This is a genomic window from Rhabdobacter roseus, from assembly GCF_014202275.1.
Taxonomy (GTDB): domain Bacteria; phylum Bacteroidota; class Bacteroidia; order Cytophagales; family Spirosomataceae; genus Rhabdobacter; species Rhabdobacter roseus.
Window position 1 is genome coordinate 277,644 of the sequence record NZ_JACHGF010000001.1, and the last position, 23,138, is coordinate 300,781.

Here is a 23,138-nt window from a genome sequence, read left to right on the forward strand (position 1 = left end):
CGTCTTTCCCATTCCTATTTCAGAAATCACTTGTCCGTACCCGCGCTATTCTTTATAGATAAGTACCTCCGAAGTACCGTCGGCTTTGATGTAGCCCCGGTACATGCCGGAGGAATTAAACGGCATGGCGATGTTTCCCTGGCGGTCCAGCGCAATGAGCCCGCCTTCGCCGCCGCGCTCCACGAGTTTTTTCATCACTACCTCGTCGGCCGCCTGCTGCACGCTCAGTCCTTTGTACTCCATGAGGGCGGATACATCATAAGCCACCACCGACCGGATGAAGTACTCGCCGTGGCCCGTGGCCGAAATGGCGCAGGTGGCGTTGTTGGCGTAGGTACCCGCCCCGATGATGGGGACGTCGCCCACGCGGCCGTAGCGTTTGTTGGTCATGCCGCCGGTAGAGGTACCTGCCGCCAGGTTGCCGTACTGGTCCAGCGCTACGCAGCCCACGGTGCCAAATTTTTTACCTTCCACAAAAATCAACTCCTCTTCGGGCGTGCGGGCGCCGGTTTTGGGAGCCGATTTCACGGCCTTCTTTTCTTTTTCAGTATGATCTAGCTCTACCTTTTCGTCCTTTTGGGCGCGCTCCAAAGCTTTATAGCGAGCTTCGGTGTAGAAATACGACGGATCTACCAGCTCGATGCCCTGCTTCTGGGCAAATTGCTCGGCCCCTTTCCCGATCATCATCACGTGGGGTGAGCTTTGCATCACAGCCAGGGCCGCCCGGATGGGATTCCTGACGGTAGTGAGGCCCGCCACGGCTCCGGCCGAAAGATCTTTGCCGTTCATGACGGCGGCGTCCATTTCGTTTTTGCCTTCGCTGGTAAATACCGCCCCCTTGCCCGCGTTGAACAGCGGCGAATCTTCCATGACCCGCACGGCGGCCTCGACAGCCTCCAGGCTGGTACCGCCCCGCTTAAGTACCTGGTGGCCCTGCTGGAGGGCCAGCGTGAGGGTTTCGCGGTAGGCTTTTTCGCGCTCAGGGGTCATGTTTTGGCGCGTAATGGTACCCGCGCCCCCGTGGATCACGAGCGTCACTTTGTCCTGGTAGTTTTGAGCCAGAAGCGAGGTGCTGGCCAAGAGGCCGCTCAGTAGCAGCGGTGCTAGTAGTTTCTTCATCGTTTAGGTAAACGGATTTTTACCAAAACTACAAAGAAAAACGATGCCGCCGGAGGTACTTGGGCTAAAGAGCCGGGTCCCAGGCCAGGGTACCTGTAGGGGTAGGTACGGCCGCGGGCTGGGGCTTGGCTACTTCTTCGAGCTGCCGTACAAACACGTACTCGCTCTGCTGACACCACGTCCGAAACTCGCGCTGGGGGCTGCGGTAGTAGGGAAGCAGTTGGGTAAGCACCGACAGGTCAAAGGTACTTGCGGTAGCTCCGGCTCCCGAAAGTACCCCGTCCAGGGCGTTGCAGGCCTGCTCGAAGTGCCCCGGCACGGGTACCATCAGCACGGGCTTACCCAGGTACATGGCCTCACACACCGACTCAAAACCCGCCGTCGTGACCAGCGCGCGGCAGCCTTCCATGAGCCGAAGGTACTTGGGGCCGTTGATGCGGTGGAAGGTCAGCGTTTCGTCAAGTACCTCTTCTTCGGCGGCGTTGGGCTTGTCCCAGAAGCAGTGCAGGGGTACCTCGGGGTGCTGGCGGTGCCAGGCCAGGATCTGCTGGCTCAGGCTGTGGTGGGTCATGTACACCAGCAGGTAGGTACCTTGGGTGGGGCGGAGCTGCCGGAGGTCGTGGCGTAGCAGGGGCGGTACTACGGCCAAGGTACCTGCGTGGGAGAGCGGGCGGAACGAAAGCGCCAACCTACGGCGGGCCCCCAGGGCCGTGAGGCGGGTGTTGAGGTTGACGAGTTGCCGGTCGAGCCAGCTTTTTTTAGGAAATGAAAAATGGGGGTGGAGGAGCAGGTACTGGTGCGCAATGCACACCAGGGGGGCCGCCGGGCGGTAGAGGAAGTTGTACAAGCCGCCCAGCAATTCGTAGAAGTTTACGATCAGGTCGGGCTGGGCTTGCTGCACCCGCTCGTGAATGTAGCGCAGGCTTTTGAGGTACCTACCCGCTTGGCGCGAATGCGTTGCGAAGGTACCTGCCAGGTCCAGGCGGGCTTTCTTTTTGTGGTAAATAAGACTGGGGCTGGAAAAAGAGTGGATAGGTACCTGCATTTGCTCACGAAAGAAAGCGGGTATTTCCCGGCCTTCGGCCTGGCCCACCAGCACCGCCACCACCTCATGCCCGGCCCGCCGGACGATCTGGCTCAGGGCTATGGCCTGCGTCAGGTGGCCGCGGCCTTCACCCTGGACTAAAAAAAGGATCTTCATAGGTACCTATCGTAAAAGAAGCGGTCAGAGACCGGCGGATTTTCGGATGGGGTCGGGAGCAAGGCCGGGCGTATCGGCCCGGAACGCGACGAGACGCTCTTTCCGACCAAAAAATTCGGAAATGGTGGGTTCCTGCTCGGGGACGTCTTCCTGGTGGTCGGCCTCGTTGTAGTAGAGCAGGCTCCAGGTACCTTCGTGGTCTTCTACCAGCGCACTCATGGACTCCACCCAGTCGCCGGAGTTCATGTACGTGATGCCGTCGATCTCGCGGATGGCGGGCTGGTGAATGTGCCCGCAGATAATGCCGTCGCAGTGGCGCGAGCGGGCCAGCTCCGTGAGTTTTTCTTCGAAATCAGAAATGTAGCTCACCGCCATCTTGACCCGCTGCTTGATCTTCTGTGAGAGCGAGTAGTACGGCAGCCCGCGCCAGGCGCGGTAGCCGTTGTAGAGCTTATTCACCCACAATAAAAACGTATAGCCTACGTCGCCCAGGTAGGCCAGCCACTTGAGCTGCGTCGTAACCGAGTCGAAGACGTCGCCGTGGGTAATGTAGAAGCGGCGCGTGCCCGACTTCAGGATGTAGTCTTTCCGGATCTGAAAGTGCTTTCCCAGCTTCAGGGGCATGATTTGATCCAGGAAGTCGTCGTGGTTACCGCGCAGGTAGATCACCTTCGTTTGGTGGTCGTCGATCATTTTCAGCATCACTTTAAAGAAGCCCGTGTGCTTCCGCTTCCAGGTACCGTATTTTTTTAGCTGCCAGCCGTCGATAATATCGCCATTCAGGATAAGCTTCTTGCACTTGTAATACTTCAGGAAGTTGGTCACTTCCCGGGCCTTGCAGCCGCTGGTGCCCAGGTGCAGATCCGAGATAACGATGGTACGGAAGTGGGTAGTTTCTTTCATAGTACAAAAAAGAGTCTTTTTTATTACTTACTTGTTAATCAGGGATTAACGACAAATGAAGAAAAATGCCCGCAGGTACCTTGGCGATTAACATTGAGGTAATAAAAAGAAAAAATTGGCTTTTTTAGGAGTAGGAACCATTCTTCCGAGCTGCGAGCCGATCGTCCGGGCCTAGCTACTATTGATCCGAAAATGGGAGCGAGAAAGCAGAATAAGTTATAGTATTGTGATATCAATTTACTATCACTTATATTTGACATAACATGAAAGAAAAAGAACTACGTTCGCAATCGGGCTACTTGTTTTTAGCCCTGGGCCTGCTGTTGCTGGGAGCTGGAGCATACCTGGTGAGCCTTCAGCAGATCTTTGTAGGGGTACTTTCAGGACTGATCGGTTTTTTTGTTCTGATCGGCCTGTCGGTCATCAATCCCAACGAAGCTATTGTGGCCATCTTCTTTGGCGACTACATGGGTACCATGCGCCAGAACGGACTGCGCTGGGTGAATCCGCTCTTTCGGCGGCGGAAGGTGAGCCTGCGGGCGCGCAACCTGAACGGACAAAAATTAAAGGTAAACGATAAGCTGGGCAACCCCATCGAGATCGCGGCCGTAGTGGTATGGCGCGTGGGCGATTCGGCCAAGGCGTTCTTTGAGGTAGACGACTACCTGAAGTACGTCGAGATCCAGTCGGAAGCAGCCGTGCGGCACCTGGCGGGTATTTATGCCTACGATACCATGGACGAAGAAGTACCTGACGAGGTAACCCTGCGCGACGGCAGCGGGAAGATCAACGAAATGCTGGAGGCCGAGCTTACCGAGCGCCTCAGCCGGGCGGGCGTGGAGGTACTTGAGGCGCGCATCAGCCACCTGGCCTACGCCTCCGAAATAGCTGGTGCCATGCTCCAGCGGCAGCAGGCCAGCGCGGTGGTAGCAGCGCGGCGGCAGATCGTGGACGGTGCCGTGGGTATGGTAGACATGGCCCTGGCGCAACTTTCGGCCAAGGGCATTGTACAGCTCGACGAAGAGCGCAAGGCGGCCATGGTGAGTAATTTATTGGTCGTGTTGTGTAGTGATAAGGCGGCGGCACCCATTGTCAACGCCGGTACCCTTTACCCCTGATTATGGCCGAAAAGAAAGCGTTTGTACTGCGGGTGAGCCCGGCTATGCTGAAAGAACTTGAGGCCTGGGCACAGGAAGATTTCCGTAGTGTGAACGGGCAGATCGAGTACCTGCTGAGCGAGGCGCTCAAAAAGCGGAAGCGCGGACGGGGCAAAGCGCCGGAAGAAGGAGCCTAAGAAGCTGTTTGAGTTAGTTTCTTTAAGCTGCAACGTTGTCTTTTCGGCTACAACCTCGTTACTTTTCCGTTCCGTAGCCTCCGGCTACGCGCCGAAAAAGTGCCTCGTTTCGCTCGAAAATCCTTCGTTTCGCCATCAAATTAATAACTCAAACAGCTTCTAAGCGGGGCGGGAGGTACTTGGCCGCCCGGCCCGCTTAGGCTATCAGCTTGAAGCCTTCACCGTGGAGGTTCATGATCTGGATGGAGTCGTCGCCGCGGAGGTGTTTGCGGAGCTTGGTAATGTACACATCCATGCTGCGGGCGTTGAAGTAGGAGTCGTCGCCCCAGATCATTTTAAGTGCAAAGCTGCGGCTGATGGGCTGGTTGAGGTTTTGGCAAAAAAGCCTGAGCAGCTCGGACTCCTTGCTGGTGAGGCGGGTCGTATCGCCGTTACGGCTGAGCTGCTGGTGCTGGTAGTCGAAGGTATAAGTACCTACCTGGTACACGTTGGATTCCTCGGCGGCCTCGGGCTGGCGGCGGTAGCGCCGCAAAATGGCCTCAATGCGCAGCAGGAGCTCCTCGCGGTCGAAGGGCTTGGTCACGTAGTCGTCGGCCCCGACCCGGAAGCCCTGAATGGTATCCTCCTTCATGGACTTCGCCGTCAGGAAAATGATGGGTACTTCGTGTCCGTAGCCACTCATCCGTACTTCCTTGGCCAGCGAAAAGCCATCTTTCTTGGGCATCATGACGTCAAAAATGCAAAGGTCGTACTGGCCGTCGACGAAGTACTGCCATCCTTGCTGGCCGTCGGTGGCGAGGTCGGTGGGGTACCCTTTGTAGATGAGGTATTCCTGCAACAACACGCCCAGGTTGGCGTCGTCTTCTACGAGTAAGAGCTTTGGCATAGGTTGAGTGTGGACCGTCCAGGGCCTTTAGGTTTTAAGATACAGATTTTTCTTCCTCCACCAGTACTGGTAGCCACAAGCTAAAGGTACTTCCCTGCCCCGGCTGGCTTTTTACCCCAATGCTCCCCCCGTGCGCTTCGGCCATTTTTTTGACGTAGCTCAGCCCGAGTCCGAAGCCTTTTACGTCGTGGCGGTTGCCGGTAGGTACCCGGTAAAATTTATCAAAAATACGGCCCAGCTGTTCGCGGCTCATGCCCAGGCCCTGGTCGGCCACGTCAAGTTGAAGGCCGTTGGCGTCGTTATGGGTTCGGATGGTCAGGTGCAGCTTTTCGGGCGAGTACTTGATGGCGTTGTCCAGGAGATTATAAAGTACATTGGAAAGATGTACCTCATCGCCGTAGATCATTTCCTGGTCGGCTTCAAATTCCAGCTCTACTTCTCCCTGCTTTTGTTCAATCTGCACGCTCAGGTTATTGAGTACCTTCCCGATCAGGTCGTGAATATTGACCGCGCTTGGCTTGAGTTTTACTTCACCGCGATCCAGCAGGGCCATCTGAAGTACCTTTTCGACGTGCGTACCCAGCCGCCGGTTTTCTTCTTTGATTATCCCCAGGTAGCGGTTCAGGCGGGTGGCCGTGTCGGGACTGGGTACCACGGAGGTATTTTCCTGGGCCATTTCGGTAGCCAGCGCAATGGTCGAGATGGGCGTCTTGAACTCGTGCGTCATGTTGTTGATGAAGTCGTTCTTGATGTCGGAGAGTTTCTTCTGGCGCAGGATGGTCGTCACGGCCAGGTAAAAGCACGCCAGAATTACCAGCACCAACACCGCCGAACCCGCCAACATGGTAGACATGGCTCGCAGGATGTACTGCCGCTGGTCGGGGAAGTACACATAGAGCAAGTTGTTGCCGCTCAGCATTTCGCTGGGAAAAAGCGAAGCTTTGTAGGCGCGCTGCTCCCAGTCGGTAGTTTGGTGCTCGGCGGTGGAAAAAACCAGATCGCGGCCCGTCTGGCCCCGTACGGCAAACTCATAGGAGAGCGTAATGCCATTTTGAGCGAGCTCTTTGCGCAGCAGCGAATCCAGCAAAAAGCGATTGACGCGTTCCTTGATGGGCCGCTGGGTGTACATCAGATCCTTCATTACCTCCCGCAGCAGGTCCGCCCGCGCCAGCGAGGTTGAGGGGGTACCTTGAGCAACAGGAAGCTCCTCCGCAGCAACCGGCGGCGCAGCGACTGCTTTTTTAGAAGAGGTACTTTTGCTGCGGGGTGCAGGGGCCTGCCCGGCTGGGGCCGTTTGCTGCTCGGTTAAAGCTTCCTGAAAGGCGCTGCCCAGCTTTTTTTCTTCCTCCAGGCGGCGGCGCATGAACTCATCCATGCCCGCTATGCCAAAGCGCTGGGCCTGAAAAAACTCGTCGATGATGCGCTGCTGGTGGTCTACCATAACCCGGAAGTTGGGACTAAGTACGTCCGAAGGGGCCACTTCGGCGTAAAACTGATAGCGTACCTCGCCGTGGGGGCCGAGGGTAATCTCTACGTTGGAAGGTACCTGGGCTACGGGCGTAGCGGGTTCTCGTACCGGCGCTGGGGGTACTTTTTGGGCTGGCTTGGGTTTCTCGCGCACCTGCGCGATCTGGTTCAGCTTGGCTTGCTGCTGCTCGGCTTCGATGCGTTGCTGGAGTAGGTACATCATCTCCTGCTTTTCCAGCCGATGTACCACCGACTGCACCGACTCCGCCACTTTATGGTTGAACTGCTCGTTCCGGATGGCAATCGCCTCCCGGATCCAGTACCACTGAAATCCGATCAGCCCGATCAGGGCCACGCACATGAGTCCAACAATAATTTGTATCTTCCTTTTTGTCATTTTCTTTGGGTACGATGCAACACTCCTTTCCTTACTCACGTCTGTTAGCACAGGGTTTTTATCAAAAATAGTAACACAAAAGTACGTCCCGGAAAGTACCTCTCCGGGTTTTTAACAAATTTTAACACCCTGCAATCTAGCAAAGCAAGTACTTTTATGAACCAGAATACTACTAAGTTAAACGAAAAAATGGCTATGAAAAACACATGTTACCGCCCCATCCTTTTTTGCCTGCCGCTGCTGGCCGGTTTGCTGATGAGCTCAGGTACCTACGCGCAGTCCAAGAACGAAAATAAAAAAACGACCGTGCGCGTGAAGGTGTCGGAAAACAAAGACGGAAAGCTGGAAGAGGTAGAGCGCAGCTACGAAATAGAGCCGCTGGCCGACGGTGAGCGCAAGGAATTTATGGACAAAGTACTGGACTCCCTGGGGACGAAAGGCCCCCGCCAGGTCACCATCCTGGTAGAGGACGGCAGTGGGAACGTGGTGATTCGGGAGAGCCGCCGCTCCGACGCCCTCCTCCGGAATTCTGAGGAGCCCGTGGTATTTAGCTGGCGGAACGATAAAGATCACTTTCGGTTTGATTTTGACAGCGAGCAACGGAAAGGCGAGTTACGCCGCGCTCAGGCAGAAGCCCGTCGACTTCAGACCGAAATACAGCCGCAGATGCGAATCCTGATGCGCGACATTGAGCGAGCCGGCGACCGCGTGGGGGGGCTTATTTGGGGCCATGAGGGCTACAAGGCAGCCAGCGTACGTTCGCTGAACGTGTACCCGAACAACCCCGACAACGGTACCTTGAACGTGCGGTTCAGTGTACCCGAGCCGGGCGACGTCACCATCACCGTGACGGACACCAAAGGAAAAGAGGTAGGTAAAAAAGAGATCAAAGACTTCAGCGGCAACTTTGTGGGCCAGGTGGAGCTCAAAAAAAATACGACGGGTACCTTGTTCGTGACCGTCACCCAAAAAGACGACGGCGCCGTGCAGCGGGTGGTGATCCCCGCCGAAAAGTAAGTGCTTGTAACCTCAAAGTACCTTGGCCCGAAACGACTTGGCGTTTCGGGCCATTTTTTTGTCTACGGCGGAAGCAAGTACGCTGTTCAAAAACGGACAGCAGGCGTTCATTTTTGAACAATTTAACAGTAGTAAAACCCTTATTCAGAGCCATATGGGTACCTATAGGTACTTGGCTGCATATTTGTACGACAAAATGTAAACTAATCTAGTACGACCATGCGCCGAACCTACCTGGGCGAATTTGAAGAGCTTGTCCTACTGATGGTCGCCATCCTGAACGGCGAAGCCTACGGCGTCACCGTGACCCAGGAAATCGAGCAACAGACGGGCCGGAGCGTCACCTTTGGGACGGTACACAACACGCTCATTCGTCTGGAAGAAAAAGGTTTCGTCCGCTCCGAGCTGGGTGGCGCTACCGCCGAGCGGGGCGGCAGGCGGAAGCGGCTGTTTTCCATTACCGCCTACGGCAGTCGCACTTTGCAGGAGATCCAGCAACAGCGGAGCCAACTGTGGCAAATGGTACCTCCCACTTCCCTAAAAGTAAGCGGCGCATGAGTGCTCAGGTACCTACCCCGCCGCGCTGGGCGCGCTGGCTGCTCATCCGGCTGCACCCCGAAGATACCCTGGAGGAAGTCGAGGGCGATCTGGAAGAGCTCTACGCCTACTGGTACCGGCGCGGGGAGCGGCGGGCCACGTTCAGGTACCTGCTCGGGGTGCTGTCGGTGCTGCCACCCCTGGTGCGGCGGCGAAAACGCAAAGAAGACTACTACCAACCACCTTCAAACCTGCATCCTACGATGATTCGGAATTATTTCAAAATTGCTTATCGAAACCTCATTAAACAAAAGGGGTATTCGTTTATCAACATTTTTGGTCTGGGAACGGCCATGGCCGTGGCGATGCTCATTGGACTTTGGGTTTATGACGAGCTGTCGTTCAATCAGTACCATTCAAATTACGACCGCATTGCCCAGGTCATGCAACACGCAACGTTTAATGGCAAGGTCGAATCGCAGGTGGCAAATCCTGCCCTGATGGGTCCCGAGATTAGGGAAAAATACGGGAGCAATTTCAAGTATGTAGTCCAGGCATCCTGGCCCGGCTCGTATGTATTGTCCATGGGCGATAACCACGTCACGAAGGAAGGCATCTACTTTGAACCCGATGGCCCGGCTATGCTTGGCCTCCGAATGCTCGAGGGGACGTATGCCGGTCTCAAAGATCCTTACTCAATCATGCTGTCGGAGTCGGTGGCCAGATCGTTGTTTGGCGAAATGGATGTGGTAGGTAAATCTTTAAAAGTAGGTAGAAAATACGATGTCAAAGTGACCGGGGTTTATGAAGACTTGCCCTATAATACGTCTTTTCGAAATGTAAAAGTGATCATGCCGTGGTCGTTGTGGCTGATTGATAATCCCTGGGCCAAAACGATGACGAATCCCTGGGGCAGTAACTTTAGCCAAACCTTTGTGCAGGTAGCGGATAAAGTAGCGATGAACGAGGCCTCGAAACGAATCAAAAACGTAAAACTTGACAACGTAGGTAAGGAGGAGGCTAAATACAAATGGGTGGTTTTTCTGCACCCTATGAGCAACTGGGAGCTTTACAACGAATTTAAAAACGGAGTGAATACCGGTGGACAAATCAAGTACGTCTGGATGTTTGGCATCATTGGCGTCTTTGTATTGATCCTGGCCTGTATCAACTTCATGAACCTGGCCACGGCCCGTAGCGAAAAACGCGCCAAAGAAGTGGGTATTCGCAAGGCGGTGGGTTCGGTACGGTCGCAGCTGGTCAATCAGTTTTTTGCCGAGTCGTATTTAGTGGTTTTTCTGGCGTTCCTTGTTTCTGTTTTGCTGGTGTTACTCTTACTTCCCCCTTTCAATGAGGTGGCCGACAAGAAAATCGAGTTTCTTTGGGAAAATCCTCTATTCTGGTTCATCTGCCTACTTTTTATTGCTATTACCGGCCTGTTAGCGGGGAGTTATCCAGCCTTTTATTTGTCTTCGTTTCAGCCGTTGAGTGTGCTAAAGGGTACTTTTCGGGTGGGGAAGTGGGCCGCTATTCCCCGTAAGGCGTTGGTAGTGGTGCAGTTTACCGTTTCCATTGTTTTGATTATCGGGACCATCATCGTGTATCAACAAATCCAGCACGCCAAAAACCGGCCCATTGGCTATAACCGGAGCGGGCTGATCAACATGGGGGTGGAGAAAGAAATAAAAGACCATTACGAGGCATTCAGAGCTGAACTGAAATCGGTTGGGGCTATCGAAGAAATGGCGGCCTCGAACAGCCCGCTGACGGGGATATGGAATACCAACGGCGGTTTTGACTGGGAGGGAAAAGACCCTGGCCTGGCCGTTGATTTCCCTAACTCCAATGTGACCTACGAATGGGGCAAAACCATAGGCTGGAAAGTGAAAGAAGGACGCGACTTCTCGCGCGACTTTGCCACCGATTCATCGGCTTTTATTATCAATGAAGCCATGAAGCAATTTCTCGGATTCAAGAATCCTGTCGGCAAAATCCTGAAATGGGAAGGTGAACCCTACACCATCATTGGCGTCGTGAGCGATATTATGGCCGAATCGCCTTTTTATCCGGTTCGCCCTTCGCTGTATCATATAAACTCAGACAACTTACAGAATCTGACGCTCCGCCTGAACCCTGCGAAAAGCCCGAGCCAGTCCGTCGTCCAGATTGAGCAAATTTGGCGGAAGTATGTCCCTAACGTACCATTTCATTATCAATTTGTCGACCAGCAGTACGGCAGCAAATTCGCCTCTGAAGAACGAATCGGGAAGCTATCGGCCTATTTCGCGGTACTGGCTATACTTATCTCCAGTCTGGGTATTTTTGGCATGGCAAGCTTTGTAGCCGAGCAACGTACCAAAGAAATCGGCATTCGCAAGGTGTTGGGAGCCAGCGTTCTCAATCTCTGGCAGTTATTGACTAAAGATTTCGCGCTACTAGTGTTGTTTTCCTGTGTGATCGCTACTCCCATTGCCTACTATTATCTCAATGACTGGCTACAAGGCTACGATTATCGGGTTACTATTTCGTGGTGGGTCTTTGTAGTATCGGCCATCGGAGCCCTGCTGATTACGCTGCTGACAGTGAGCTTCCAAAGCATCCGAGCGGCCCTGATGAATCCGGTCAAAAGCCTGCGTAGCGAATAGCTTAATGACTCCCCAGGTACCTACCCCACCGCCCTGGGCGCGCTGGCTCCTAGCCCGGCTGCACCCCGAAGATACCCTGGAAGAGGTCGAGGGTGATTTAGAGGAGCTCTACGCCTACTGGTACCGCCGCGGGAAGCGGCGAGCCGCGCTCAGGTACCTGCTCGGGGTGCTGTCGGTGCTGCCGCCCCTGGTGCGGCGGCGAAAACATAAAGAGGAATACGACCGACCACCTTTTTTCCTTCACCCAAGTATGTTCAGAAATCATTTCAAAATTGCGCTCAGAAGTCTTTGGAAAAACCGGCTTTTTTCGGCTATTAATCTATTTGGGATGTCAGTTGGGATAGGATGTGTAGTGGTACTTATACTCTTTGCCCAAAAATGCCTTACGTGGGATGCCTTCCACCAAAACGGCGATCGGCTGTATTACATCCAGACCGAGTCTAACGGGCAGAAATACAGTAGTACGGTATTTCCCCTCGTGCGCCAACTCCTGAAAGACTATCCGGAAATCGAAACCGGGACACATGTGCAGTCGTGGTACTCGCCCTGGATTCATTACCAGGATAAAAATATTCAGGAAAGTACCTTCTTCGTGGACTCCTCCTTTTTTCAGGTATTCAGCTTTGCGCTTAAGTATGGCGATCCCGCTACTGCGTTTAAAGACAGAAACGCCGTGGTACTAAGTGAGCGGGTAGCAAGAAGCCTTTTTGGAGATCTTGATCCCGTAGGGAAGGTAGTTACGCTTGACGACACGCTCCAGTTCAACGTGACGGGCGTTCTGGATAAAGTACCTGCCAATTCTTCGCAGCAATTTGAGGTGTTGATGCGTACGGAGGTACTTGCCCACTTGCCCGAATTTAAGGAAAGCGCCGACTGGTACAATACATTTTCTAATGCGTTTATGGTGCTGAAAGAAGGTACCCGTAGCGAGGCCCTGGAAGCGAAGCTGTCCACGTTGGTCAAAACGCACTTCCCGCCCGAATCACAACACGTACAGCTCCATTTGAAACCTTACAGAAACTACATTCATGACCGAAATCCTACCTTCAAAGGCCTCATTTATGGAGCGATTGCCATTGCCCTGTTTTTATTAGTGATCATCAGCATCAATTTTATTAATCTCAACGTAGCCGCAGCGATACCGCGGCTTAAAGAAGTAGCAGTACGGCGGGTAGTTGGGGCTAATAAAGGTTCAATTTTGAGGCAATTCTGGATGGAGACAGGCATCATCATGCTCATTTCGGTGCTGCTGGCGCTGCTATGTGCGATCTACTACCTGATACCCGCTTTTAATCAACTGCGCGATGGAAATATGCAGTTGGATATTTCGCTGGCCCATGATTATCCCACGCTACTGACCGTCCTGGGAGTGACCTTCACCGTGGCGCTCATAGCGGGTACCTACCCCGCCTACTACCTTTTGGGACTAAAAATTACGGAAGCCGTAAAGGGCAAACTTTCAAACGGCCCTTACCGGGGCCGTTTGCGCCAAAATAGCCTGATCGTAGTGCAATTTACGTTGGCCGTGGTGCTGATCGTAGAAACGATTGGCATGCGTCAGCAACTACAATTCATGAAAACGGCCGAGCTGGGGTATAATAAAAACCAGGTATTGGTTTTTAAAACAGATTTGGCCTATCGGGACGAAACCGTAGCACTTTCGGAGGGAAGGGTGATTCTGGATGAACTACGTCAGAATCCAAATGTAGTTTCATTTTGTGCCTCTGAGCTTACGCCCGTCCAGTATTGGCATAATTTCAACACCTATTTTCCTGAAGGAGCCGAAGCTCAAAAAATAAGGCTACGACACGTAAGTGCCCCGGCGGGCTATTTTGAGACGTATCGTATCCCCTTGGTAGAAGGCCGCGGTTTTTCGGATACCTCGGCCGACTCGGCCAACCATTCTGTGGTGATTAACGAAGCGGCCAGAAAGGCTTTCGGCTGGACTACTGCCGTAGGCAAGCAGTTGCGACAGAATAACGATCCACAAGTCTATACCGTGATTGGGGTAACGAAGGATTTCCATTACCAAAATCTGTCCGAGCGCGTTGAGCCGCTTCTGCACTGGTATAGTGGAAAACAACAACTCAGTAGTTTTCTGACCGTACGCCTCGTCGATGAGTCAAAAGGTCCGACCCTGATCCATAACCTGGAGGCGCGTTTCAAAAAAATACCGGCCCGGCGGTCCTTGGGGTACTTTTATCTCAAAGACGAAGTGGCCAAAGCGTACCGGCCTTTTGATAGCATTTGGCAAATGGCCAGCTTTGTCACGCTCATTGCGATCCTGACGGCCTGCGCGGGTATATTCGGGCTCATCTCGATGGTAACCAAGCAGCGCACCAAGGAAATCGGTATTCGGAAGGTACTTGGTGCCACTGCGCGGAGCATCGCTATGTTGCTTTCAGGTAGTTTTTTGAAGCTGGTATTACTAGCTCTTCTCCTTGGCCTGCCTCTTTCATTCTGGTTAGGGCAAAAACTCCTGCATACTTTTGCCTACCGCGTTGAGATTGAATGGTGGTACTTCCTATTAGCCTCGGCACTAGCACTGGGAATAGCCTTATTGACCGTCAGCTTCCAAAGCATCCGAGCCGCCCTGATGAATCCGGTCAAAAGCTTGCGGAATGAATAGGACCTGGCGGCCTAAGTACGCCTGAATCAGGTAAAAACTTCCCGTCTGGCTAGTCCGGCGGGGAGTTTTTGCGTTAAAAAAGCAGGAAAATAACCAGGTGTACCCGAAGAATTGTAAATTTGTCCGTTTAACGCAAAAACAACTACTCAGGCACCTAATTTACGACGCTACCATGCTCAATCTTGTACTTTTTGGCCCTCCGGGCGCGGGGAAAGGTACCCAAAGTGAAAAAATTATTGAGAAATACCAGCTTGTACACCTATCGACGGGCGACTTGCTTCGCTCCGAGATCAAAGCGGGTACCGAGCTAGGGTTAAAAGCAAAAGAGCTGATGGACCAGGGAATCCTGGTGCCCGACGAGGTTGTAATTGGCATGATCGATAATAAATTGCGGGAAAATCGAGAGGCCGCCGGGTTCATTTTTGATGGCTTCCCGCGTACCGTGAAGCAAGCCGAAGCACTGGATACCCTCCTCCGCTCGTACGACGAGGAAATTACGGTGATGGTAGCCCTGGTGGTGGACGATGAGGAGTTGGTGAAGCGCCTGCTGCTGCGTGGCCAAACCTCCGGACGCCCCGATGACCAGAACGAAACGCTCATCAGCAAGCGAATCCAGGAATATAATAATAAAACCACCCCGGTAGCGGAGTATTACCGCGAACAGGGTAAATTTGTAGCCATCGGCGGAATTGGCGAAATAGACACTATTTTCCAGGAGATTTGCCAGGCTATTGAAAAAGAGGCTTAAGTAGCAAGACGTACCAAACACACCATAATCAACACTCGTTAACCAGGGAGAAGGGATGGCATCATCTAATTTTATAGATTACGTAAAGATCAACGCGCGCTCCGGGGCCGGAGGGCCAGGGTCGGTCCATTTTCGTCGCGAGAAATACGTGGACAAAGGTGGGCCTGACGGTGGTGATGGCGGACGCGGCGGGCACGTAATTCTGAGAGGGAATGCCCAGCTCTGGACCCTGCTGCACCTGAAATACACCAAGCACGTCAAAGCCGAACCCGGCGTGGCCGGTGAAGGCGGACGCCGGAAAGGAGCTCAGGGTAAAGACATTATCCTGGAGGTACCTTTAGGTACTATTGCCAAAGACGCCGAAACGGGCCATCAGCTCACCGAAATTACGGAAGACGGCCAGGAGGTCATTATCCTGCCCGGAGGGCGCGGTGGACTTGGCAACGATCACTTCAAAACGTCTACCAAACAAACGCCCCAGTACGCCCAGCCGGGAGAGCCGGGGCTGGAATCCTGGATAATTCTGGAACTGAAAGTGCTGGCCGACGTAGGCTTGGTGGGATTTCCCAACGCGGGTAAATCGACCCTGCTCTCGGTGGTTTCTGCCGCCAAGCCGGCCATTGCCGACTACCCCTTTACTACCCTGGTGCCCAACTTAGGCGTAGTAGCTTACCGCGACTACCGCTCCTTTATCATGGCCGACATCCCCGGCATCATTGAGGGAGCCGCGCACGGCAAAGGCCTGGGACTGCGGTTTTTAAGGCACATTGAACGAAACTCTCTGCTTTTATTTCTGGTTCCGGCCAACAGCGAAGACCTGAACGCCGAATATGAAACCCTGCTTAACGAACTGCGAGAGTACAATCCCTCTCTGCTGGACAAGCAACGCCTGTTGGCCGTCTCCAAAGCCGATCTTCTGGACGAAGATGGACGTAAAGACGTAACGCAACAACTCCCCCCGAACGTACCCCACGTATTTATTTCTGCAATTGCCCAAGAAGGATTAGAACAATTGAAAGATTTGATATGGAAAGCGCTCAACGAGCCGTTATCCGTTTACTAATTTTTCAGCCCGAAAATTGTTTTAAGGAACAGGGTATGTAAACTTTAAGGTTTGTTTTTGATTTGTCGAATCAGAAGACTGCATGAAGTACTTTGTACGCGCTTTATTGGTTACATCGGTTATTTATATGGGTTGCGGCGTAGCAGTGCTGGCGCAAATATCAATTACTTTCCCCCTCAACCGAACCGTCCTGCAACGAGATAAAAACAACTCGGCCACGGTATACATTGCCGGCAACTACACCAAAAGCGTAGACCGGGTCGAAGTACAGCTACGGGCCATCAACGGGGGAGGTACTTCGGACTGGATTACCATCGAGAACAATCCGCAGGGAGGGCAGTACCGCGGGCAGGTGGACTGGATGGGCGGTTGGTACGAAATGGAAGTACGCGGCTGGAAAGACGGCAACCTGGTTGGCAGCACGACCCTCTCCCGCCTGGGTATCGGGGAAGTGTTCCTGATTGCGGGCCAGTCCAACGCACAGGGGTACTTCAACTACGGGGGGCCGGGTGCCAACGATGACCGGGTCAATTGCATTCATCATTATAACAATAATGGCTCCGGCAGCGAGCTACCGTACCCGGAATTTACGCACCTAAACTCGGACTCGTACCTTTCGCCCCGGGGCAACTCGGCCTGGGCCTGGGGGCGGCTGGGGGATCACCTGGCTAATAAGCTGGGCGTGCCCATCATGTTCTACAACGCAGGCTGGTACGGCACGTCGATCCGGAACTGGCAGCAGAGCATCAATGGCACGGCTTATTCCATCTACAACGGCGAGGCTTTCACGCCCAGCGGCATGCCCTACGCCAACTTGCGCCTGGTGATGCAGTACTACGTACCCATGACGGGCATCCGAGGGGTACTTTGGTTACAGGGGGAAGCGGACAACTTCGCCAATACGAGTTCAGGGTCTTACCTCAACGATCTGCGTAGCATTATTAACCAAAGCCGTAACGAATCGGGGCGGAACCTGTCGTGGGTAATTGCTCGCTGTTCCTACGACAACCAGCGGGGAACGGACGCCCAGGTAATTAAAGGCCAGAATGACGCCGTAACGTCCATTTCCAACTTGTTTTACGGACCGGACGTCGATCAGATTCAGGTACCTCGCCCCGACGGCGTTCATATCCAGGGGTCAGGGCTCACAGATCTGGCCGATGCCTGGAACAACAGTCTGAACGATGATTTTTTTGCGCGCTCGGAGCCTTACAAGGCACTACCCCTGCCCACCGTGCGTGCTAGCTGCGTCGGGAATAATGCGATTGCGCTGTCTTTGGATGGCAACGCCTATACGTCAATAAGCTGGAATAACGGACAATCATCCTCGACGATCAACGTGGGGCCCGGTACGTACCGAGCTCGCGTGCGCGACCAGGCCGGTAATTTTCTTTTCTCGCCTACCGTGAATGTACCCCAGGAAGCCATTCCACCTACTCCTTTTATTAGCCAGGAAGGTCAGAACCCTATTTGCCAGGGAAGTACCCTAACGCTGGTTGTTTCTACGCCAAGCGACGCGCAGTGGAGTACGGGGCAATTCGGAGAACGGATTACGGTAAGCCAGGCCGGAAACTATTCCGTACACCTCCGGAGCGTCTACGGCTGTGAGGCTTCCGCGTCGGTCTCAGTAGGGGTACATAGTACCCCGCCACCGGGCAAACCCAGTATTACGGCGGTGGGCGCTACTACCTTTTGCGAGGGCGGAGAGGTAACACTGCAATCAAGTACCTCCGGAAGGAGCGTATGGTCCAATGCCCAGGAAGGCGGCTCGATTCAGATTCGAAGCAGTGGCGATTATCGCGTACGGGAAGTAGACGGCAATGGTTGTGCTTCGCCGGAATCCGACCCCGTGGCGGTTCGGGTGAATCCGCTGCCTGCCAAGCCAGTTATTTCTACCAGCAGTTCCACCACGATCTGCGAGGGAGAACGAGTAACGCTTACCTCCAACTACCCCTCGGGCAATACCTGGTCCACCAACGCTACGGAGCAATCCATCACGGTGAGCCAGTCGGGCCAGTACCGGGTAGGCGTAAGGGATGGAAATGGCTGTGAATCGGTTTCTGATTTCGTTGGGGTGCAGGTCAATCCACTACCCTCCGTTCCTCGTATAGAGCCGCTGCGCCCTACCACTTTCTGTGATCGGGACTATACGGTACTGCGAGCCAGCGAAGCACCTTACTACCAATGGAGCAACGGCAGCAGCGGAAGGGAGCTTGAGATTCGCGTTTCCGGCGACTATTCCCTGACCGTGCGGGATTACAACGGCTGCACCTCTCCGGCTTCAACGCCGGTGAAGGTGGTCGTTAACCCATTACCAGCTACACCCACCATTACTGCCGGTGGCCCTACTACCTTCTGTGCCGACTACACGCTGGCGCTTCGGTCGAGCGAGGCGCCAGGTTATGTGTGGAACAACGGGCAATCCAGCCGGGAAATCAACACCAACCAGGCAGGCGTATACAGCGTACGGACCCGGAGTGAGTTCGGTTGCCTTTCGGATGTTTCTCAGAGTATTACGCTTACCGTGTTGCCTTTGCCCGCCACCCCAACGGTGACCGCCCTGGGGCCTACTGACTTTTGTGTGGGTAGCAACGTAGCGCTGCAGGCAAGTGGCAATGGTATTTTTTTCTGGAATAATGAGTCCCAAGGGGCTTCCCTGATTGTGAGCGAATCGGGTAACTACGCGGTCCGGGTGCAAGGAACCAATGGTTGTTTTTCTCCCTACTCTTCCCTTATTAAAGTAGATGCCAAACCGCGGCCGAGCAAGCCCGTTATCATGCAGGTAGGTACCTACACTTTGCTGGCCGATACCGACGTTACGAACGGCCATTTTGAATGGCGCCGCGAAGGGCAGGTACTTTCTGAAAACACACCGCAAATAAAGGTACGGCAAACGGGCGGCTACGTAGTAAAGGAAAGTGTTCAGTATAGTGCTGTATTGACGTGCGTTTCCGACGATTCGGAGTTGTACCGCTTTGAGGTCGAAAGCGATAACGGCGGAATTAGTATTTTCCCTAACCCGAGCTACGATGGAAAATTTACCGTCGAAACCCTGGATGATCTGGTGAATGCCACCATCCAGGTATATGACCTTCGGGGCGTGCTTATTCAAACGCTTGCGGTACCGCTGTTCAACGATCGGGTGTTCATAGACTTGTCGAGGCACTCCAATGGCATGTACCTGATCCGTATCCAATCCGGTAGTTTTGGGGCGGTTCAAAAGGTAATCCTAAATCACTAACACACACGCCTGCGTGCCCAAGAAAAGTAAACGATAAATAGATGCCTCAACCCAAAATATTCTTACTAAATTTGCACTCTGGCAATAATGGCCGTTGAAGTAAAGCCCTCGTACTTCAGGTAAGCAAAGTGAGTTGGTTTGCTCTCATGATCGAACCCGCTTAGTTATATTAAGACTTTCTCATACTTTCTGTGATTCTAATGCAGCATAGATCTACTTTCAATGTTTTTTTTAGCGTGTGGCTGTTGGCTATGCTAGTGCCTTTGGCAGCTAGTGCGCAAATTAAGATTGCCTCTCCCACAGATCGCTCCGTGTACCAGCGTGACGTTACCGGGCTGGCTACCTTTTCGATCACGGGTACTTTTTCCCAGCCGATCGATAAAGTAGAGGTGAGGGCCGTTCCGGTGATTCCCGGCCAGGGCATAAGCACAAACTGGGCCGTATTGGATAGCAGTCCGAAAGGAGGAGTATTTTTAGGTACCTTGCGGTTGCAGGGAGGCTGGTACACGCTGGAAGTTCGGGGTACTTTGAATAATACCGAAGTAGGGCGGGACGTAGTACCACGCATGGGAGTTGGTGAGGTTTTTGTGCTAGCCGGACAGTCCAATGCGCAGGGGCTGAGGGATCATCCGGGCCCCGGTGCTGCCGACGACCGCGTCAACTACATCGTGTACGACAATACGGTTAACTCCTTATTTGATCCGCCAGCGCCTACCTTCGCTCACCTTAATGCTACCGCCAATCCCGGCCCCAGGGGCCAAACGGCTTGGGCCTGGGGTGTTTTGGGTGATCTCCTGGCAAAAAAACTGAATGTACCTATCCTGTTTATCAATACCGCCTGGGAAGGTACTTCGAGTCGTAACTGGGCGGAGAGCGCCAACGGGCAAACGACCAATAACGAATACGGCGGTTTCCCTTATCCGGCTCAGATGCCGTACGCCAATCTGCTTATCTCCACCCGGCATTATGTTCATCAGCTCGGCGTCAGGGCCATCTTGTGGATGCAGGGCGAAACCGACACCTATCCGCTCAATACCTCTGCCCGCGCCTATCAGGAGAATCTTCAATTTCTGATCAATAAGCTGAGCAGCGATACCGGTAAGCGTATCAACTGGGTCATTGCCCGGACGTCCCGCACTCAGAATGATAATCAAAGAACTTCCGTAACGAGTGCGGCGGTAATTGAAGGACAAAATGCGGTACTAAACACGCCATTCAATAGTACCTACCCCGGCCCCGAAACCGACAACGCCTACGTACCCCGGCCCGACGGCGTTCACTTCCAGACCAACGAAGGGCAGCGTATCCTGGCTAATCTATGGGACGCCAGCCTCAATATCAACTTTTTTTCAACGATTACGCCCGTCAATCCGGCCTTGCTTCCCGCCCTCACGAGTGCGTGTGGAACCAACAACCAGAGTATATCCCTTACGCTACCTGCGGGATACAGCTCCTACAACTGGTCGTCGGGCCAATCGGGACGAACCATTACCGTCACGACGCCAGGTACCTACCGCGCGGTATTGAAGGATGCCAATGGCAATGCACTCATCGGACCTAGCGTTAGCGTTGAGAGCTCGGTGAAGCCCGCTACGCCTACTATCGTACCTGGTGGACAGCAACAAGCCTGTGCCGATGCGGGATTTACTTTTTCGGCCTCGGGTGGTCCTGATCTCTTTACGTGGAGTAACGGGGCGGTGGGCCGAGCGGCCACAGTAATGCAGTCAGGTACTTATACGGTGAAGGCACAAAATGTATTCGGCTGTGTTTCTGACAACTCCGCGGCAGCTACGCTTACGGTAAGGCCGGCCATCAGTAAACCCGTCGTTGAGCCGTCCGGGCCTTTTAGTCTGGGTGCTTCCATCACCGAAACGGGCCTCAACGAGAAGTACGAGTGGAGGCGAGGGGACGTTCGTCTTGAGCCAGAAACAAAAATCATCAAGGTAGTTGAGTCCGGAACCTACGCGGCACGGGCCAAAACTGTCTTTACGCTGGGTACTAATAACCTCACCTGTTATTCGGCTTTCTCCGACCCTATTACCTACGCGTTGTCGGAAGACGACGCCATTGTGATGTTTCCCAATCCTAACCGGGACGGATTAGTTGCCATCGAGACCCGGGAAGACCTAACCAATGTGGAGGTATTCTTCTACACGATGCGGGGAGAGGTTATCAAAACGGAACGTTTCGGCTTGCTCAACCAGCGCCAAACCATCGACGTAAGTACCTTGCCAAACGGCATGTACATTGTCCGGGTCAAAGCCTCGGGCCTGGATATTACCAAGCGCATCGTGATCGATTAAGTACTAGAATAAGATTATTTCGATAGGCTCCTGGATTCAGGGGCCTTTTTTTTGGCTTTTCCCTGGATGTAGCATAGATTACAGTATTTGCTTGATAAATTTGTAGGTAGTAATTTTACACCTCTTAAAGAGTTTGGAACCAGAAGCAATCAGGAAACATTTCCTTGGTTGATTACGTTGAAGTAAGTATATGAATACGACCTATCTTCCCTCTGATTTTTTACCCATTGTGGTTCAGTTTGGCCTGGCGGCGGGCTTCATTGTATTGACGATGATCGTTACGCACCGAATCGGTCCCAGTCGCAAAAGTAAAATGAAAGATGATCCCTTTGAATGCGGTATCGAAGTAAAAGGGGACGCCCGTACACCCATATCGGTTAAGTACTTTTTGGTAGCGATCCTTTTTGTGTTGTTTGATGTAGAGGTTATCTTCATGTACCCCTGGGCGGTGAATTTCCAAAACCTGGGCATGTTGGGTTTTATTGAAATGCTGGTCTTTATGGCTTTATTACTATCCGGTTTCTACTACATCATCCGGAAAGGGGTACTTGAGTGGGAGCAATAGCCTGCTTTTTTTGTTTGACGCTTTTAATTCAATTATTATAAGATATTATGGAACCTGTAAAGATTGTGGAGGCCCCCGATGGGCACAGTGGAGCTGGTTTCTTTGCTACTTCGTTTGACCAAGTGATTGGGCTGGCCCGTAGCCACTCGTTGTGGCCCTTGCCTTTTGCTACATCCTGCTGCGGGATTGAGTTTATGGCTACCATGGGCTCTCATTATGACATTGCCCGTTTTGGCTCGGAGCGGCCAAGCTTTTCGCCCCGGCAGGCAGACCTACTGATGGTAATGGGTACCATTGCCAAAAAGATGGCCCCCATCGTAAAACAGGTATACCTCCAGATGGCCGAACCCCGTTGGGTACTGGCCATGGGTGCCTGCGCGTCCAGTGGGGGTATTTTTGATACCTACAGTGTACTTCAGGGCATCGACCGGATCATTCCCGTTGATGTGTACGTGCCGGGCTGTCCGCCCCGGCCCGAGCAGGTACTGGAGGGATTGATGCAGGTGCAGGAGCTGGCCCGAAACGAATCCCTGCGTCGTCGTAATTCCGAGCAGTACTCGCAGCTGATGGCTTCCTATAATATTCAATAACCCTACTCTATGCTTAGTAATCAGGAAGTAGCCGAAGAGTTAGTGAAAAAATTCGGCGATGATGTCTATGATTTTGAAGAGCCTTACGGGCTGTTGACGCTTACCACCACCCGGGAGCAGATCTTGCCCATGCTTAACTACCTGTTTCATAGTGAGAAATTTAGAATTAATTTTTTGACGGATCTTACCGGGATACATTATCCCGACGAACCAGGCCGGGAGTTTGCGGTAGTGTACCACCTGCACAGCCTCACTCAGAACTTTCGGGTTCGGATCAAGGTCTTTCTGGCCGAAGCCGACCTGCACATCCCTACGGCCACGGAGCTGTATAACTGTGCCAACTGGATGGAGCGCGAAACGTATGATTTCTTCGGTATTATCTTCGACGGGCACCCTAACCTAACCCGAATTCTGAATATTGAAGAAATGGACTATTTCCCCATGCGCAGGCAGTACCCGCTCGAGGATGCTACGCGTGAGGACAAGATCGACGCTCTTTTTGGGCGATGACCCACTTCTAATTGACCAATGTA

At 53.3% G+C, this 23,138-nt stretch carries 18 protein-coding genes; 13 read left to right on the top strand and 5 right to left on the bottom strand.

What is annotated here, in order from left to right:
- Positions 1–45 precede the first annotated feature (45 nt).
- The 3 genes from HNQ92_RS01120 to HNQ92_RS01130 all read right to left on the bottom strand — a co-directional run bounded on the left by HNQ92_RS01120 (position 46) and on the right by HNQ92_RS01130 (position 3,223).
- Positions 46–1,119 (bottom strand): isoaspartyl peptidase/L-asparaginase family protein, encoded by a 1,074-nt coding sequence (locus HNQ92_RS01120; protein WP_184169649.1) that lies wholly within the window; start codon positions 1,117–1,119, stop codon positions 46–48.
- Between the two features lie 64 nt (positions 1,120–1,183).
- A complete protein-coding gene (locus HNQ92_RS01125; protein ID WP_184169652.1) occupies positions 1,184–2,320 on the bottom strand; it encodes a glycosyltransferase family protein in 1,137 nt (378 codons plus the stop codon).
- 24 nt (positions 2,321–2,344) lie between these two features.
- Complete coding sequence (locus HNQ92_RS01130) at positions 2,345–3,223, bottom strand: UDP-2,3-diacylglucosamine diphosphatase (RefSeq protein WP_184169655.1); 879 nt, start codon at positions 3,221–3,223, stop codon at positions 2,345–2,347.
- 263 nt (positions 3,224–3,486) lie between these two features.
- Between HNQ92_RS01130 and HNQ92_RS01135 the strand changes: the two genes are divergently transcribed.
- On the top strand, positions 3,487–4,341 hold the full coding sequence (locus HNQ92_RS01135) for an SPFH domain-containing protein (protein WP_184169658.1): 855 nt from the start codon (positions 3,487–3,489) through the stop codon (positions 4,339–4,341).
- Between the two features lie 2 nt (positions 4,342–4,343).
- The gene (locus tag HNQ92_RS01140) at positions 4,344–4,517 is read left to right on the top strand and encodes a type II toxin-antitoxin system antitoxin (RefSeq protein ID WP_221307351.1); all 174 of its coding nucleotides are present in this window, start codon (positions 4,344–4,346) and stop codon (positions 4,515–4,517) included.
- Between the two features lie 196 nt (positions 4,518–4,713).
- Here HNQ92_RS01140 and HNQ92_RS01145 read toward each other — a convergent pair whose 3' ends face one another.
- The gene (locus HNQ92_RS01145; protein ID WP_184169660.1) at positions 4,714–5,403 is read right to left on the bottom strand and encodes a response regulator transcription factor; all 690 of its coding nucleotides are present in this window, start codon (positions 5,401–5,403) and stop codon (positions 4,714–4,716) included.
- 34 nt (positions 5,404–5,437) lie between these two features.
- Positions 5,438–7,267: a sensor histidine kinase gene (locus HNQ92_RS01150; protein ID WP_184169663.1), complete on the bottom strand. Its 1,830-nt coding sequence runs from the start codon at positions 7,265–7,267 to the stop codon at positions 5,438–5,440.
- A gap of 195 nt (positions 7,268–7,462) precedes the next feature.
- On the opposite strand from HNQ92_RS01150, the gene HNQ92_RS01155 reads away from it, so the two are divergent.
- From HNQ92_RS01155 to HNQ92_RS01205, 11 genes are all read left to right on the top strand, one after another.
- Entirely contained in the window at positions 7,463–8,284 is an 822-nt protein-coding gene (locus HNQ92_RS01155; protein WP_184169665.1) for a T9SS type A sorting domain-containing protein, read from the top strand.
- Between the two features lie 219 nt (positions 8,285–8,503).
- The gene (locus HNQ92_RS01160; protein ID WP_184169668.1) at positions 8,504–8,842 is read left to right on the top strand and encodes a PadR family transcriptional regulator; all 339 of its coding nucleotides are present in this window, start codon (positions 8,504–8,506) and stop codon (positions 8,840–8,842) included.
- Entirely contained in the window at positions 8,839–11,466 is a 2,628-nt protein-coding gene (locus HNQ92_RS01165) for an ABC transporter permease (RefSeq protein WP_221307352.1), read from the top strand. Before HNQ92_RS01160 ends, HNQ92_RS01165 begins: the two co-directional genes overlap by 4 nt.
- 4 nt (positions 11,467–11,470) lie before the next feature.
- On the top strand, positions 11,471–14,095 hold the full coding sequence (locus HNQ92_RS01170; RefSeq protein ID WP_221307353.1) for an ABC transporter permease: 2,625 nt from the start codon (positions 11,471–11,473) through the stop codon (positions 14,093–14,095).
- Between the two features lie 172 nt (positions 14,096–14,267).
- Positions 14,268–14,843: an adenylate kinase gene (locus tag HNQ92_RS01175; RefSeq protein WP_184169671.1), complete on the top strand. Its 576-nt coding sequence runs from the start codon at positions 14,268–14,270 to the stop codon at positions 14,841–14,843.
- A 55-nt stretch (positions 14,844–14,898) separates the two neighbouring features.
- Complete coding sequence (obgE, locus tag HNQ92_RS01180) at positions 14,899–15,906, top strand: GTPase ObgE (protein ID WP_184169674.1); 1,008 nt, start codon at positions 14,899–14,901, stop codon at positions 15,904–15,906.
- Positions 15,907–15,988: 82 nt separating this feature from the next.
- Complete coding sequence (locus HNQ92_RS01185) at positions 15,989–19,147, top strand: T9SS type A sorting domain-containing protein (protein ID WP_184169677.1); 3,159 nt, start codon at positions 15,989–15,991, stop codon at positions 19,145–19,147.
- Between the two features lie 200 nt (positions 19,148–19,347).
- Positions 19,348–21,450 carry a T9SS type A sorting domain-containing protein gene (locus HNQ92_RS01190; protein WP_246439404.1) on the top strand — a complete coding sequence of 701 codons (2,103 nt, stop codon included), beginning with the start codon at positions 19,348–19,350 and terminating at the stop codon, positions 21,448–21,450.
- Positions 21,451–21,640: 190 nt separating this feature from the next.
- A complete protein-coding gene (locus HNQ92_RS01195) occupies positions 21,641–22,015 on the top strand; it encodes an NADH-quinone oxidoreductase subunit A (protein WP_184169680.1) in 375 nt (124 codons plus the stop codon).
- Between the two features lie 47 nt (positions 22,016–22,062).
- Entirely contained in the window at positions 22,063–22,605 is a 543-nt protein-coding gene (locus HNQ92_RS01200; RefSeq protein WP_184169683.1) for an NADH-quinone oxidoreductase subunit B, read from the top strand.
- Positions 22,606–22,614: 9 nt separating this feature from the next.
- Positions 22,615–23,115 (top strand): NADH-quinone oxidoreductase subunit C, encoded by a 501-nt coding sequence (locus HNQ92_RS01205; protein ID WP_184169686.1) that lies wholly within the window; start codon positions 22,615–22,617, stop codon positions 23,113–23,115.
- Positions 23,116–23,138: the final 23 nt, after the last annotated feature.